Genomic DNA, 14,378 nt, shown 5'->3' on the forward strand with positions numbered 1-14,378 from the left:
CTTTTGCTGATACGAACCGCCGAGCGATCGCTCAGCCGAGCCATTCCCTGCGGCTCGTGAACTCCTCCGGCACGAAATTCCCGCCCTGATAGAGGCGGGCAAGCTCCGCCTTGAGCTCGATGCTCTCGACCTCGGCTGCGTAAACCTCCGCATTGTCCAGCGGTTCGTAGCCGAGCCGATAGGCGGCGGAATTGTCCCACCAGGAGCGCGTGTTCCGGGAGACGCCATAGACGATCTCATGGACGTAATCGGCGGTCAGGCCCACCTCGACCAGTCGGACGAAATCCTTATGGGACAGCCACGTGGACAAGGCGCGCCTGTTGTCCGGCTTCGGCAGGCACGACCCGATCCTCAGGCAGAGGCTGCGGATGCCGTGCTTGTAGGCATAGAGCGCCGCCACGTCCTCTCCGAAGGCCTTCGTCAGGCCGTAGCGTGAGTCGGGACGGGGCGGGCTGCCGCCGGTCAGCGTCCTGTCGTTCGGATACATGCCGGTGGCATGGTTGCTGCTGGCGAAAATCACGCGATCGACGCCGGCGTGTCTTGCGCCTTCATAGAGATTGACGGTGCCCGCGATGTTGGTTCTCAGCATCTCGGACCATCCGGTTTCGTAAGGGATGCCGCCGAGATGGATGACGGCATCCATGCCTTCGCACAGATCCCGAACGGCCGCCGCGTCGGCAAGATCGCAGGGAGCGATCTGCTCGCCCTCGGCCGTTGCTGTCATGGGGACGATGTCGGACAGCCGCAGCAGCTCGAATCGTCCGGCGAGGGACTGGCGCAGGATCGTTCCGAGACGACCGGCGGCTCCGGTGATCAGGATTCGTTTCGAGGTCATGGCTGGTCCGCGGGGCTGATGATGAAGGCGATATTTATAAGATATATGATGAATTCTGCGGGTACAGAGAACCTGATACCGGACGGATCCTCACGATGATGGATGGAACCGGCCCGTCAGGCGTCCGCCCACCGGGCGATCCGTGCACCGGCGACGGGAGACGACGCGATGAACAGGCTGCCCGATTGCGGCGCGGCGGCCAGAACGTCGGGATCGTCCGGCTTGAGGGATGTGATCACGAGCGTCTTGAGGTCGTCGCCGCAGAAGCACGGCATGGTGGGGGCCGGCACGGGGACCGGATGGGTTTCCACGATCTCTCCCTCGCGGGAGAACCTGTTCAGCCGTCCGGCCGATACGCCGCAGCTCCAGTAGAACCCCTCCGCGTCGCACGCGCCGCCATCCGGTCGCCCCCTGGCGTCATCGAGCGTGGCGATGCGAGCCCGGTTCGCGAGGCCGCCCGAGGAGGGCTCGAAATCGTAGCGGTCGATCCAGCGGCCACGGGAATCCGAATGGAACATGGTGCGGCCGTCGTCCGACCAGGCGAGCCCGTTCGACACGAGGCAGACATGTTCGAGCACGCGGGTCACCCGACCGCGCCCATCGACCCGATAGAGCGAACCGCGCGGCTCCTTCTGCGGCCGGTCGTCCATGGACCCGACCCAGAAGGCACCGTCGGGGCCCACCTTGCCGTCGTTCAACCGGTGCCATGAAGGCTCGTCGGGGAGCTCCGCGATGATGTCGAGGCTCTCGGCATCCGGGTCGAAGACGGCGATGGTGCGCTCGAGCGCCACGACCAGGCGCCCGCTGGCGCCGAGTCCGATGGAGCCGACGGCCCTCGGCATCGCCCAGGTGCGATGCTCCGTACCGTCGAGCCGGATGGAATGGATGGCCGGAGCCTTGATGTCGACGAAGAACAGGACCTTGCGGCGATCGTCCCAGACCGGGCTCTCGCCGATGGAGCAGCGCACATCCTTGAGCAGACGGAACTCGGGCATCAGCGGGGTCCCTGCCCGGCCGGCGCCGCTTCCGCCAGGGCTTGCGCTTGGAGGGTCAGCTCCATGGCCTTGAAGCAGTGCTCCTGGCCCATGGCCGTCTCGGTCCGGTCGCGCACGTCGTTCAGAAGATCGCGCCCATAGGGCAAGTCTTCGCCGGAGCAGTCGAGATGGCGCGTGCCGGTCTTGTCCACGAGGAAGAGGTGATCCTTGCCCTCGCGGCCGGCGATGTCGATGTACTTGCGCATCTCGATATAGCCGTCGGTCCCGACGACCATCACGCGCCCGTCGCCCCAGATCGGCAGGCCGTCCGGAGTGAACCAATCCACGCGGATATAGCCGGTGGCGTCGTTCGACCGGAGCGTCATCTCGCCGAAATCCTGGAGGCCCGGCGTCTGGGGATTGTTGCGGTTGGCCACCATCGCGTGGGTGACCTCCGCGTCCTTCGCGCCCGTATAGAACAGGAACTGCTCGCATTGATGGGACGCGATGTCGGTCAGGATGCCCCCATAGGCCTCCCGCTCGAAGAACCAGGACGGGCGGCTTTGCGCATTGAGGCGGTGCGGGCCGAGCCCCAAGGTGTTCACCACCTTGCCGATCGCTCCGTCGCGGATCAGCTCGCCGGCTTTGTTGGTGACCCGGCTGTTGAAATGCTCCGAGTAGAAGATCGAGTAGATGCGCCCCGTCTCCTGCTGGACCAGGCGGACCTCCGCCAGTTCCTCGAGCGTGATCATGCCCGGCTTGTCGACCATGTAGTCCTTGCCGTGGCGCATGACCTCGATGCCGATCCGTGCGCGATCCTTGGGGATCGCGGCGCTCAGCACGATGGCGATGCTGTCGTCCTCCAGGATGCGGCGGGCATCATGAACACGCTCCGCCTGCGGATAGCGCTCCGCAAAGGGAACCGCGAGATCGTCCTCCCTGGCGAAGAAGGACACGAAGGTGGCCCCAGCGCCGAGAAGGGCATCAACCTGACCGAAGATATGGTTGTGGTTGATGCCGATCACGGAAAAGCGAATACCGGATGCTGACATTCGTTGATCCTTAACCCTTGAGGCCCGTGGTCGCGATGCCTTCGATCAGCAGGCGCTGGAAGACGCCGAAGAACAGCAGGACCGGGATCAGGGCGACCACCGACATGGCGAACAGGGCGCTCCAGTCGGACTTGCCCGTCGAGTCCACGAAGGTGCGCAGGCCGAGCTGGACCGTGTACTGGCTCGCATCGTTCAGATAGATAAGCGGGCCGAAGAAGTCGTCCCAGGTCCAGATGAAGGTGAAGATCGCCGCCGTGGCGAGCGCCGGCACCGACAGGGGCAGCATGACGCTCCAGAAGATGCGCCAGGGGCCGGCGCCGTCGATGATCGCCGCCTCGTCGAGCTCGCGCGGAATGCCCCGGAAGAACTGGTAGAGCAGGAAGATGAAGAAGGCGTCCGCGGCCAGGAACTTCGGCACCACCAGCGGCAGGAAGGTGTTCACCCAGTCGAGGTTCAGGAACAGCACGTATTGCGGGATCAGGGTCACGTGGTACGGCAGCATCAGCGTGCCGAGCATGAGCGCGAACCAGAAATTCTTCAGCGGGAACTTCAGGCGCGCGAAGGCATAGGCCGCCAGCGAGCATGAGATCACGTTTCCGATTACGCTGAGCACCGCGATCACGAGCGAGTTCCAGAAGAAGGTCCCGAAGCTCACCGTCAGACCGCTCCAGCCGCGGATGTAGGCGTCGAGGGTGAAGCTGTCCGGCCACAGGGACGCGTTGCCGAAGATCTCGTCGTCGGGCTTGAAGCTGCTCGCGAGCATCCAGAGCAGCGGATAGAGCATGACCAGCGACACGCCGCACAGGATCACATGGTAGAGAAGCGAGCGGGCGCCGCCGACATTCTGCGTCGTAGCTGCAGCATCAGTCATTGTAATGGACCCAGTAACGAGAGGTGAGGAACGAGAAGGCGGTGAAGCAGGCGATGATGATCAGCAGGATCCATGCCAGGGCCGACGCATATCCCATGCGGAAATAGGCGAAGCCTTCCTGATACAGGTACAGGGTGTAGAAGAGGGTCGAGTCGATCGGTCCGCCGGTGCCCTCGCTGATGATGAAGGCCGGCGTGAAGGCCTTGAAGGCGTCGATGGTCTGCACGATGCCGTTGAAGAATACCACCGGCGTAAGCAGCGGCAGGGTGATCTTGAAGAACTGCTGCACCTTGTTGGCGCCGTCGATGTTCGCGGCCTCGTACACGTCCGGCGGGATCTGGCGCAGGCCGGCGAGGAAGATGATCATCGGCGATCCGAACTGCCAGACGCTGAGCAGCACCAGCGTGTAGAGCGAGTAGTTCGGGTCGGAGATCCAGCTCGGCCCCTGGATGCCGAAGAAGCCCAGCGCCACGTTCGCGAGGCCGTCCTTGGCGAAGAGCTGGCGCCACAGCACCGCGATAGCGACGCTCGCGCCGAGCAGCGAGGGCAAATAGAAGAGAGCACGGTACAGGGGCAGGCCGGCGATGCCGCGGTTGAGCACCATCGCGAGGCCGAGTGCGAAAGCGAGCTTCAGCGGAACCGCCAGGATGACGTAGGTGAACGTCACCTGCATGGAGTGCCAGAACTTCACGTCGTTGGTGACGATGCGCTGGTAATTGGCCAATCCGATGAACTGCGGATCCTGCAGCAGGTCGAAATTGGTGAAGGACAGATAAAGGGACGCGAGCGTCGGGCCGAGGGTCAGCCCGAGAAAGCCGATGAGCCAGGGCGCAAGAAAGGAATAGGAGACAAGCGTCCGGGACCATCCTCCGCGGCGCTTGCTGCGCTTCTCCGGCTCGCTGATCGTCAAAGGGATTTGAGCAGTTGTTGTCATGCGGAATGGCTCACAGCAATGTCATGATAGACGGACAGGCCGACCCGGTTCGGCTGGGTCGGCCTGGTGAGTCAGAAGGCGGTCATGTCAGGCGCGGCTCAGAATGGCCTGGGCTTCGCTGACGTACTGCTTGCCGCCGTCGGCCGGAGACAGGCGAGCGAAGCTGACCTGCTCGGCGATCCGGCGCTGCATCGTCTGGATCTCACCGGCGCCCTTCGGGGGAGCGGGCGGGATCGGTCCGACCTTGGGCGTGACGTGAGCGATGAAGCCCACCACGAGCTTGCCCATGTCGTCGAGTTCTGCCGAGACGGCGTCGCGGATCTTGGGCGAGGCGGGCACGCCGCGCTCCACGCCGAGGACCTTCGCGCCGTCCACGTCCTCCACGGTGAAGTTGGCGAACTTGACGGCCTGCTCGGCCACCTTGGAGCGGGCATAGATGCTCCACATCATCGACGGCTTGAGGTAATGGCCGGGATTGGGGCCCGCCCCCTGCGGATACATGGTGACGCCGAGCGGGTTCTTGTTGAGAACTTGATAGCCCACATACTGGTTCGAGTGATTGAACGCGCAGGCCGCGCGGCCCTGGGTCAGCAGGTTCGTCTCGATATTGTTCTTGTCGAGCGCCTGCAGGTCGGCCGGAGGGCACGCCTTCGCCTCGCGCGCCTTGGCCCACATGGCGAACCAGTCGGTCGCATCCTGCTCGGTCAGGCCGAGCTTGCCGTCCTCCGTGTAGAGCGCCTTGCCGCGCTGGCGGAGCCAGTTCTCAAAGGCGGTCTCTTCGGAGCTTCCGTCGGACGTTCCGTAATATTCGCCGTTATGCGCTTTCGTCACCGCGGCGGCGAGTTCGAAGAACTTGTCCCAGGTCACGTCGATCGGCTCGGGCACGCCGGCCTTCTGGAATGCGGCCTTGTTGTAGATCAGGGCGTTCGAGTTGTTGCCGATATTGATGCCGTAGAGCTTGCCGTCGACCTTGCAGCTGTCGAGGGAGGCCTTGTCGAAGTCACTGATGGTGAGCGACTTGCCCAGGAACTCGTCGAGCGGCAGCAGGGCGCCGCGGCGGGCATATTCCGCGACATACCGGTAATCCATCTGGATCAGGTCGGGAGCGTTGCGGCCAGCCGCCTGAGTGGCGAGCCGGGGCCAGTAATCGCCCCATGCCAGGGTTTCGCCGTCGATCTTCACGCTCGGGTTCCGCTCCTGATAGAGCGCGACCGCTTTCAGCGTACGGTCGGAGCGCTCCTTCGAGCCCCACCAGTACAGGCGAATGCGCGCGTCCTGCGCAAAGGCCGGAAGGCTTCCCAGAGCGCTGAGGCCGGCAGACCCGAGGGCCGCCTTCAACAAAGTCCTACGGTTAAGGTCGTGAGTCATGTGGCGTTCTCCCTCTTGGGCGCCGCTTGGGCGGCCACCCGGACTTATTTCTCTCTCCTGGCGCCGGTTCTTTTTCTTTGGCTTGCGTCGCGTCGAGGTTCTGGTCCCTAGCCCTACGCTACGCCGGCAGTTTTCTTTTGTCGCCCTCCGACATGAAGCTAAAATTTAGAACGGTTGTATGTCAACCAGTTGTATGATGTAATTTGGCGATCTAAGCTTCTTTACCGAAGCTTCCCTAGGAACAATCAGACCGAGAAGAGTCTGCCCCTCTGGTTTTCCGACGGCCGAAGCTCCAATTTGTCTGACAAATCAATCGCTCAGCGAACGCCACGAGCGAAGCAGCAGGAGAACCCAAGAGTATGGATCGCGCGAACAGGAAACGCATTGCCCTCATCGGCACAGGCCATCGCGGCACGAGCATGTGGGGGATCAACGTCGTCAAGGGTTACGGCGACTTCGTCGAGATCGTCGCCCTGTGCGACATCAACAGGCTTCGCGCCGAGCGCGCTCGGGGCTTCCTGGGAATCGATGCCCCCATCTATGCCGACGCTCAGGAGATGATTGCGACCGTCAAGCCGGACACGGTGATCATCTGCACGCGTGATTCGAATCACGACGAGATGATCGTGCGGGCGCTCGAGGCCGGCGTGAACGTCATCACCGAAAAGCCGATGACCACGACGGCCGAGAAGGTGCGCCGGATCCTCGATGCCGAGAAGCGCACGGGTAAGCGCGTCGACGTGACCTTCAATTACCGCTACGCGCCGACCGTCCGGAAGATCAAGGAGCTCCTGAACTCGGGCGTGATCGGCGACGTCACCTCCATTGATTTCCACTGGTTCCTCGACAACAAACACGGAGCCGACTACTTCCGCCGCTGGCACGCCGTCGAGGAGAATTCCGGCAGCCTGTTCGTGCACAAGAGCACGCACCATTTCGACCTGATGAACTGGTACCTGGACGACGACCCGGAGGACGTGTCCGCCTTCGCGAGCCTGCGCAAATACGGCAAGGCCGGCCCCTTCCGCGGCGAGCGCTGCAAGACATGCCCGCATGCCAGCTATTGCGACTACTACATGGACATCAGCAAGGATCCCTGGCTTGAGGCTCTCTACGAGGATCCCTCGCGCGAGGACGGCTATGTGCGCGACGCCTGCGTGTTCCGCGAGGAGATCAACATCCCCGACACCATGTCGGCCATGATCCGCTACCGGAAGGGCGTGCAGGTCACCTATTCGGTGAATACCTACATGCCGATCGAGGGCCATTTCATCGCGTTCGACGGCACCAAGGGCCGCATCCAAATGCGCCAGTTCGAGCGCCAGCCCTGGGAGACGCCGGAGCACGACGAGATCCTGCTCGTGCGGAACTTCGGCGGCGCGGAGACCATCACGGTCCCGCATGAGCCCGGCGGCCATTTCGGCGGCGACCCGAAGCTGCAGGACATGCTCTTCAAGCCGGATACGCCGGACCCGCTGAACCAGCGCGCCGGTTCGCGCGCCGGCGCCATGTCGGTCCTGTGCGGCATCGCGGCACTTCAAAGCGCGAAGACGGGCCAGATGGTCAGCGTCTCGAAGCTGCTCGATCCGGCGCAGGCCATCGCCGCCTGATGATCCAGGAGGTGGCGCAAACCACCTCCTCACCGGCTCTACGCAGCAGCCGAATTGATGAAACGAAAGCATACTCAATGGTCGCGAGTGAGAACTTCTCGGCGGATGTGATTCGCGCCCAGATCGAGGCGATCCTGCGGGCCTGGGGCATGGACGAGGACAAGCTGCGCCTGACCGCCGAGGTGATGGTCGAGACCGATCTGCGCGGCGTCGATTCGCACGGCATCTCGATGCTGACCCAATATGCTCAGATGCAGAATGCCGGACAGCTGCGGCTTCAGGCCGAACCCAGGATCGTCCGGCAGAGTGCGAGCACTGCCCTGATCGACGGCGGAGCGGGCCTCGGCCATCCCGCGGCCCTGATGGGCATGGATCTCGCCATCGAGAAGGCGCTGGCGCACGATGTCGGCATCGTCTCGGTGTTCAATTCCCACCATTTCGGCGCCGCCGGCTACTACGCCACGATGGCGGCGGAGCGTGGGCTGATCGGCGTCGTCTCGTCGACGACCCGCGTCATCTCCGTCGTGCCGACGAACGGCGTCGAGCGCGTGCTCGGCACGAACCCGATCGCAGTCGCGGTCCCGGCCGGATCCCATCCGGACATCTGCGTCGACATTTCCACCAGTGTCGTGGCCGCCAACAAGGTGAAGGTCTATGCCCTCCAGGGCAAGGAGCTTCCTCCCGGGTGGGTGATCGACGGTCAGGGACAGCCGGTCACCGATTCAGGACAGGCTTTCCGCCAGATTTTCGAGGGGCGCGAGGGCGGCCTCACGCCCATCGGCGGCGACGGCAGCGACATGGGAGGCCATAAGGGATACGGGCTCGGCCTCATTGCTCAGATCTTGTCGGGTACCCTCTCCGGCGCATCCTTCTCGCCCGTGAGGAACCGGACGCAGAAGCCGTCCGATCCCGACAATATCGGGCATTTCTTCATGGCCCTGAACCCGGCGGCCTTCAGGCCGTTCGACGAGTTCCAGGCCGACGTGGAGGCGATCGTCGACACGCTCCACACCACGCGGCCCGTCCGGGAGGACAATCCGGTCCTCATCCCGGGAGAGCCGGAATGGACGGCCCGCGAAGAGCGTCTCGCAAAGGGCATCCCGATCCCCGAGACATTGAAACTGAAAGTGCAGGACATCGCGGAGGCGGCCGGCGCTCCCTACCTGCTGAAAGCCGCCATGGCCGCGTAGTGTTTTTCGGCTCCCGCCCGTAGGCGGGAGCCAATAGTCAAAGACACGATGTCAAAGATCGAACGGTCGTCTTCTCAGACGACCGTGCGGTGACGCTCGATGCAGGTGGCGAGCACCTCCTCCATCGGCCGTTTCCACCAATTGTTTTCCGAGAAGATCTCGACTTCCGAATAGCCCGCGAAGCCGACCGCCTCGACGGCCTCACGAATGCCGCGCAGATCGATGACGCCGTCGCCCATCATGCCGCGATCGAGCAGCAGGTCCGTCGTGGGCACCAGCCAGTCGCAGACGTGATAGGCCAGCAGCCGGTCCTGTCCCGTGCGCCGGATCTGCTCCTTCAGCTCCGGGTCCCACCAGACGTGATAGACGTCGACCGCAAGGCCGAGCATGCCCGTCCGCTCCGGATCGACCCGGTCGCAGATATCGAGAGCCTGGCGCATCGTGTTCACGCAGGCGCGATCCGCCGCATACATGGGATGCAGCGGCTCGATGGCGAGCGGGAGGCCGGCCTGGCTGGAATATTCGAGCAGGGTCGCGATGCCGTCCTCGACCATGGCGCGGGCGGCATCGATGTCCTTCGATACGGGAGAGCCAAGCCGTGAATATTGCGGCAGGCCGCCGACCACGAGCACGAGACAGGGGGCCCCGAGCGCGACCGCCTCGTCCACGGCGCGGCGGTTGTCGTCGGTGGCCTCCTGCAGGCGCGCCGCATCGGCCGGGAACATGCCGCCGCGGCAATAACCGGAGAGTTCGAGCCCCGCATCCTTCACGGCGGCCACAGCCCGGTTGAGGCCGACATGGGCCACCTGATCGCGCCAGGGCGAGATCGCCTTGATGTCGGCCCTGGCGCAGGCTTCCGTGATGGCCACGAGATCGCCCTGCTTTCTCACCGTCGCCGTGTTGATCGACAGGGCGCGATGATCGTCGGAAAAGTCACGCATGCGTCAAGCCTCCACGCCGCGCGTGGCGAGGACGAAGCGCATGCGCTCCACCGCAAGATCCGGATCCCGCAGCAACCCGGCCTTGTCCGCCAGGCGGAAGAGCTCGGCGAGGTGCAGGGTCGAGCGTGCGCTCTCCTGTCCGCCGACCATCGTGAAATGGTCCTGATGGCCGTTGAGATAGGCCATGAACACCACGCCGGTCTTGTAGAACCGTGTCGGCGCCCGGAAGATGTGCCGCGACAAGGGAACGGTCGGCGCGAGCGCCTCGTGGAACGCATCGAGGTTGCCGGCCGCCAGGCTCACGAGCGCGGACGACGCCGCCGGCGCGATGGCGTCGAAGATGCCGAGCAGCGCGTGCGAATGCCCCTGCTCGTCGCCGGCGATCAGCTCCGCATAATTGAAGTCGTCGCCCGTATACATTCGCACGCGCTCGTCGAGGCGGCGGCGCATGGCGATCTCCTTGTCCTTGTCGAGGAGGGAGATCTTGACGCCGTCGACCTTGGCGGCGTTGTCGTTGATGATCGACACGGCCGTGTCCATGGCGGCATCGAGATCACCCGTGCCCCAATAGCCCGCGAGGGCCGGATCGAACATGTCGCCGAGCCAGTGAATGATCACCGGTTCCTTCGCCTGGCCGAGGATCCGGTTGTAAACCTTGACGTAATCGCCCGGCGACGTGGCGACGCGGGCGAGCGCGCGCGACGCCATCAGGATGATGCGCCCGCCGACGGCTTCGATGGCGGCGAACTGCTCCTCATAGGCGCGGATCACGTCGTCGATGCCGCGCGCCCCCTCCGGAGCGAGATGATCCGTGCCGGCCCCGGAGAACACCAGGGCGTCACCGCGCGCCTTGGCGGCTCCGACGGACCGGCGGATCAGTTCGAGCGAGGTGGGCCAGTCGAGCCCCATGCCGCGCTGCGCAGTGTCCATCGCCTCGGCGACCCCGAGGCCGAGATCCCACAGGCGCTCGCGATAGGCGATGGTCTTGTCCCAGTCGATGGCGGCCTGCAGCCACGGATCCGCATCTGCGAGCGGATCGGCGACCACGTGGGCGGCCGAGAACGCGATGCGGTTCATCGGCCCGCTCGCCTTCTCGGGGAAGGATTTCGGCGCGGAGAGCTTGTACGTCTCCAGGCTGCGATCCGCCTGTGGCAGGCGGATCGACAGGGCACTGATGGACTCAGGCCGGTTCATGCTGCTTCTCCTTGGCGGCGCCCACGTTCAACGGCGGCACGTCGACCCAGCGGCGCTCGCGCCAGCTCTCCAGCGCGCATTCCACGAGCTGGACGCCCTTGGCGCCTTCCACCAGCGTGTACTTGTAGGGCGCATCCTCGACCACGTGGCGGACGAACATCTCCCACTGGGTTTTGAAGCCGTTGTCGTAGACCGTGTTGTCCGGCACCGGCTGCCAGGTGTCGTAGAAGTCGATGGTCTGCTTCTGGTCCGGGTTCCAGACCGGGCGGGGCGTCGCCTGACGCGGCTGGATCACGCAATCGGTGAGGCCGGCGACGGCGGAGCCATGCGTTCCGTCCACGTGGAACGTGACGAGATCGTCACGGTAGACGCGGGTGCACCAGGACATGTTGATGTGCGCGATCACGCCGCCGTCGAGCATGAAGGTGGCATAGGCCGAATCGTCGGCGGTGGCCTGATAGGTCTTGCCCTTCTCGTCCACGCGCTCGGGGATATGGGTCGAGCCGATGCAAGAGACCGAGCGGACCTCGCCGAAGAGGTTGTCGAGCACGTAGCGCCAGTGACAGACCATATCGAGGATCATGCCGCCGCCGTCTTCGGAACGGTAGTTCCAGGACGGACGCTGCGCCGGCTGGCCCCAATCGCCTTCGAACACCCAGTAGCCGAACTCGCCGCGCACGGAGAGCATGCGGCCGAAGAAACCGGAATCGCGCAGCATCTTCAGCTTCTGAAGCCCCGGCAGGAACAGCTTGTCCTGTACGGTGCCGTTCTTCACGCCCTTCTCGCGCGCAAGACGGACGATCTTCAGGGCTTCCGGCAGATTCGTGGAGATCGGCTTCTCGCAATAGATGTGCTTGCCGGCATTGATCGCCTGCTCCAGCAGGGTCGGACGCATCTGGGTCGTCGCCGCGTCGAAGAAGATCTCGTCCTTCGGGTCCGCGATGGCCGCATCGAGATCGGTCGTCCAGCGGTCGATGCCGTAGGTCTTGGCGAGTTCCTGGATCTTGTCGGCGTTGCGTCCGACGAGAATCGGATCGAGCTGCACCTTCGACCCGTCCGCGAGTGTCACGCCGCCCTGGGCGCGGATCGCCGCGACGGAACGGATGAGGTGCTGGTTCATGCCCATTCGGCCGGTGATGCCGTGCATCACGATGCCTAATCTGCGCTGTGCCATAATGAATATCCCCTATGAACGATGATGTTGTGCGAGCGGAACGAGACTGCTCCAGTCAGGCTCGGCACCGCTGGCGAAACCTGGAGCAGACAGGAGCGAAGCGGTCGGAAGCGACCCGCGTTCGAAAGCAAGGCCGACACGGCCGCCCTGCTTCCGGTAGAGATCGGGATGCGCGGCCGCAAAGCGCGCCGCCTCCGCATCCGGTGCGGGGCCGAAGCCCTCGACATAATGATGTCCGTTGCGCTCGGCATGGGTCAGCCCGAGCGTCGCGACGAGCGCCGTGTCCTGCTGGATCCCAAGCCCTGCCTGGCACGTGAGATCCTCGGCGGAGACGAAGAACTTGGCCTGATGCGCTTCGTTCAAAGCCGACACGCGCACGGCGTTCAGGACCGACTTGTAGAACCCCTTGCAGGCTTTCGAGGACACGCCGCGATAGCCGAGCGCGACGGCGCGCGGGAAGGCGTCGTAATCGCCGTCCGCCTCGTCGATGATGAACGGGATCTCGCCGGAGAGATCGTCCAGGGGCGCGGCGAAAGTCCCGGCCCGGTCGAAGGGCTGCTCAATGTAGAGGAGATGATCGCGGAAGGCCCGCAAGACGCCGCCGCTCATGGCCTGCAGCAGAACCCGCAGACGCTGCGGATCGTACTGCTCGTTGGCGTCGAGCGTGGCGCGATAATCGGGCACGTGTCGCGACAGGAGATCGTGGATGGCGGCCAGGCGCGCGATGTCCGCATCGACATCGCCGCCGATCTTGATCTTGAAGAGCCTTAAATTCGCCAGCCGGATCTCGTCTTCGAGCCCGCCCGCGCCGTCCAGGGAATCCAATAGCCCGACCGTGTGCCGCAAAAGAACGTCGCCGACCGGGTGAACCCCCGACAGGAAGGACCGAATGAGGTCCTCGGCGAGATCCGGCGTCTGCCGTGCGTCGATGCCGAAGACATTGCGGCGCAGACCTTCGGCGAAGCCGATCCCCGACGCCTTGAGGAGCGCATCGGCGACGGCCTTGTCGATCAGGGCAGGACCGAAGGAGGCGACGAGTCCCGGCAGACCGTGATCGACGGCCCACATCTTCTGCGCCGAGAAGCCTCGCGCGTGGTGGCCGAAGGCCGTGTCCCAGTCCCCCGCTTGCGCGTAGCTGCGGGCGGCCTCGCTGAGGCTCGCCTTCAGGTTTGCGATCGTGTCCTGCGGGGACTTCGCCGGGTTCTTGTCGAACCATTTCGGCATCATCATCTCGGCCGTGACGCCGGTCGCGGTGCCTGCGCCCTCCACCTCGACTACGACCCGCACGAAAGCCTGGGGCGCCTCGTCGACCGTGACGAGGCCGAAGCGGAACGGCCGCGCGAAGCGCATGGGCCGCTCGAAGGCCTCAATCTCACGAATGCGAAGCCGAATGCCTGACATGGTCCTAGTCCAGGTGACCGCGGGCGTAGAAGTGAGCGCGGATCCTTTGCGTGAGCTCGACGAAGGTCGGGTGACCCATGATCTCCAGGTTGCGCGGACGCGGCAGCGTCACGTCGTAGATCGCGGCGATCGCGCCCGGACGTTCCGACATGACGACCACGCGGTCCGCCAGGAACACCGCTTCCGGGATCGAGTGGGTGATCAGGAGGATCGTCTTGCCGGTCTCGTGATGGATGCGCTGCAGTTCGAGATTCATGCGCTCGCGCGTCATGGCGTCGAGCGCGCCGAAGGGCTCGTCCATGAGCACGATCTTCGGATCGTGCACCAGGGCCCGGCAGATGGCGGTCCGCTGCTGCATGCCGCCGGAGAGCTGCCAGGGATACTTGTTCTGGAAATCCTCGAGTCCCGCCATCGACAGAAGCTTGCGGGCGCGGGCGAGATGGGTTTCCCGGTCGAGCTTTCGCACCTCCACGGGCATCATCACGTTGCGCAGAACCGAGCGCCAGGGCAGCAGCACCGGGCTCTGGAAGACGATGCCCACGTCGTCCGGCGGCTCGCGAACGGCGACGCCGCCGATCTGGACCTCGCCCTCGGTCGGCCGAATGAGGCCGGCCACGAGTTTGAGGAGCGTGGACTTGCCGCAGCCCGAAGGCCCGACCACGGCGACGAACTCGCCGTCGGTGATGTCGAGATTGATCGGCCGCAGGGACGGCACGTCGCCGCCCCGGGTGCGATAGGTTTTCGCGAGATTGCGGATCTCGATCATGTTGCGAGGCGCGGACGCCTCGCTCTTGAGTTCATTCTTGGGTATGACACGAAGATGTGCCATGGCGT

The 14,378-nt window shown here is 64.5% G+C and carries 13 protein-coding genes; 2 read left to right on the forward strand and 11 right to left on the reverse strand.

Going from position 1 to position 14,378, the window contains the following annotated elements; all coding sequences use genetic code 11:
• Positions 1–31 precede the first annotated feature (31 nt).
• The 6 genes from U0023_RS07285 to U0023_RS07310 form a co-directional block, all read right to left on the reverse strand.
• On the reverse strand, positions 32–835 hold the full coding sequence (locus tag U0023_RS07285; protein WP_009490402.1) for an NAD-dependent epimerase/dehydratase family protein: 804 nt from the start codon (positions 833–835) through the stop codon (positions 32–34).
• A 116-nt stretch (positions 836–951) separates the two neighbouring features.
• The gene (locus tag U0023_RS07290) at positions 952–1,830 is read right to left on the reverse strand and encodes an SMP-30/gluconolactonase/LRE family protein (protein ID WP_009490403.1); all 879 of its coding nucleotides are present in this window, start codon (positions 1,828–1,830) and stop codon (positions 952–954) included.
• The gene (locus tag U0023_RS07295) at positions 1,830–2,861 is read right to left on the reverse strand and encodes a Gfo/Idh/MocA family protein (RefSeq protein WP_009490404.1); all 1,032 of its coding nucleotides are present in this window, start codon (positions 2,859–2,861) and stop codon (positions 1,830–1,832) included. Before U0023_RS07295 ends, U0023_RS07290 begins: the two co-directional genes overlap by 1 nt.
• 10 nt (positions 2,862–2,871) lie before the next feature.
• Positions 2,872–3,732, reverse strand: a complete 861-nt coding sequence (locus U0023_RS07300; protein ID WP_009490405.1) for a carbohydrate ABC transporter permease — start codon at positions 3,730–3,732, stop codon at positions 2,872–2,874.
• Positions 3,725–4,666 (reverse strand): carbohydrate ABC transporter permease, encoded by a 942-nt coding sequence (locus tag U0023_RS07305; RefSeq protein WP_009490406.1) that lies wholly within the window; start codon positions 4,664–4,666, stop codon positions 3,725–3,727. The genes U0023_RS07300 and U0023_RS07305 overlap by 8 nt, the downstream gene beginning before the upstream one ends.
• An 87-nt stretch (positions 4,667–4,753) precedes the next feature.
• A complete protein-coding gene (locus tag U0023_RS07310) occupies positions 4,754–6,034 on the reverse strand; it encodes an ABC transporter substrate-binding protein (RefSeq protein ID WP_009490407.1) in 1,281 nt (426 codons plus the stop codon).
• A 359-nt stretch (positions 6,035–6,393) separates the two neighbouring features.
• On the opposite strand from U0023_RS07310, the gene U0023_RS07315 reads away from it, so the two are divergent.
• Complete coding sequence (locus U0023_RS07315) at positions 6,394–7,644, forward strand: Gfo/Idh/MocA family protein (RefSeq protein WP_009490408.1); 1,251 nt, start codon at positions 6,394–6,396, stop codon at positions 7,642–7,644.
• A gap of 77 nt (positions 7,645–7,721) precedes the next feature.
• Positions 7,722–8,834, forward strand: a complete 1,113-nt coding sequence (locus U0023_RS07320) for an Ldh family oxidoreductase (RefSeq protein ID WP_040638218.1) — start codon at positions 7,722–7,724, stop codon at positions 8,832–8,834.
• 74 nt (positions 8,835–8,908) lie between these two features.
• Here U0023_RS07320 and U0023_RS07325 read toward each other — a convergent pair whose 3' ends face one another.
• Genes U0023_RS07325 through U0023_RS07345 form a run of 5 tightly spaced genes read right to left on the reverse strand, consistent with a single transcriptional unit; the run spans position 8,909 to position 14,373 of the window.
• Entirely contained in the window at positions 8,909–9,775 is an 867-nt protein-coding gene (locus U0023_RS07325; RefSeq protein WP_009490410.1) for a sugar phosphate isomerase/epimerase family protein, read from the reverse strand.
• Between the two features lie 3 nt (positions 9,776–9,778).
• Positions 9,779–10,969 carry a dihydrodipicolinate synthase family protein gene (locus U0023_RS07330; protein ID WP_009490411.1) on the reverse strand — a complete coding sequence of 397 codons (1,191 nt, stop codon included), beginning with the start codon at positions 10,967–10,969 and terminating at the stop codon, positions 9,779–9,781.
• Positions 10,956–12,143 carry a Gfo/Idh/MocA family protein gene (locus U0023_RS07335; RefSeq protein ID WP_009490412.1) on the reverse strand — a complete coding sequence of 396 codons (1,188 nt, stop codon included), beginning with the start codon at positions 12,141–12,143 and terminating at the stop codon, positions 10,956–10,958. Before U0023_RS07335 ends, U0023_RS07330 begins: the two co-directional genes overlap by 14 nt.
• Positions 12,144–12,155: 12 nt before the next feature.
• Positions 12,156–13,544, reverse strand: a complete 1,389-nt coding sequence (locus U0023_RS07340; protein ID WP_009490413.1) for an enolase-like domain-containing protein — start codon at positions 13,542–13,544, stop codon at positions 12,156–12,158.
• Between the two features lie 4 nt (positions 13,545–13,548).
• Positions 13,549–14,373, reverse strand: coding sequence for an ABC transporter ATP-binding protein (locus U0023_RS07345; protein ID WP_009490414.1), 825 nt, complete (start codon positions 14,371–14,373; stop codon positions 13,549–13,551).
• Positions 14,374–14,378: the final 5 nt, after the last annotated feature.

The sequence above is a fragment of the Microvirga lotononidis genome (assembly GCF_034627025.1).
Classification (GTDB): Bacteria; Pseudomonadota; Alphaproteobacteria; order Rhizobiales; family Beijerinckiaceae; genus Microvirga; species Microvirga lotononidis.

Coding starts and splice junctions, on each gene's coding strand:
- U0023_RS07285 (WP_009490402.1), bottom strand. CDS start 835: ATGACCTCGAAACGAATCCTGATCACCGGAGCCGCCGGTCGTCTCGGA.
- U0023_RS07290 (WP_009490403.1), bottom strand. CDS start 1,830: ATGCCCGAGTTCCGTCTGCTCAAGGATGTGCGCTGCTCCATCGGCGAG.
- U0023_RS07295 (WP_009490404.1), bottom strand. CDS start 2,861: ATGTCAGCATCCGGTATTCGCTTTTCCGTGATCGGCATCAACCACAAC.
- U0023_RS07300 (WP_009490405.1), bottom strand. CDS start 3,732: ATGACTGATGCTGCAGCTACGACGCAGAATGTCGGCGGCGCCCGCTCG.
- U0023_RS07305 (WP_009490406.1), bottom strand. CDS start 4,666: ATGACAACAACTGCTCAAATCCCTTTGACGATCAGCGAGCCGGAGAAG.
- U0023_RS07310 (WP_009490407.1), bottom strand. CDS start 6,034: ATGACTCACGACCTTAACCGTAGGACTTTGTTGAAGGCGGCCCTCGGG.
- U0023_RS07315 (WP_009490408.1), top strand. CDS start 6,394: ATGGATCGCGCGAACAGGAAACGCATTGCCCTCATCGGCACAGGCCAT.
- U0023_RS07320 (WP_040638218.1), top strand. CDS start 7,722: ATGGTCGCGAGTGAGAACTTCTCGGCGGATGTGATTCGCGCCCAGATC.
- U0023_RS07325 (WP_009490410.1), bottom strand. CDS start 9,775: ATGCGTGACTTTTCCGACGATCATCGCGCCCTGTCGATCAACACGGCG.
- U0023_RS07330 (WP_009490411.1), bottom strand. CDS start 10,969: ATGAACCGGCCTGAGTCCATCAGTGCCCTGTCGATCCGCCTGCCACAG.
- U0023_RS07335 (WP_009490412.1), bottom strand. CDS start 12,143: ATGGCACAGCGCAGATTAGGCATCGTGATGCACGGCATCACCGGCCGA.
- U0023_RS07340 (WP_009490413.1), bottom strand. CDS start 13,544: ATGTCAGGCATTCGGCTTCGCATTCGTGAGATTGAGGCCTTCGAGCGG.
- U0023_RS07345 (WP_009490414.1), bottom strand. CDS start 14,373: ATGGCACATCTTCGTGTCATACCCAAGAATGAACTCAAGAGCGAGGCG.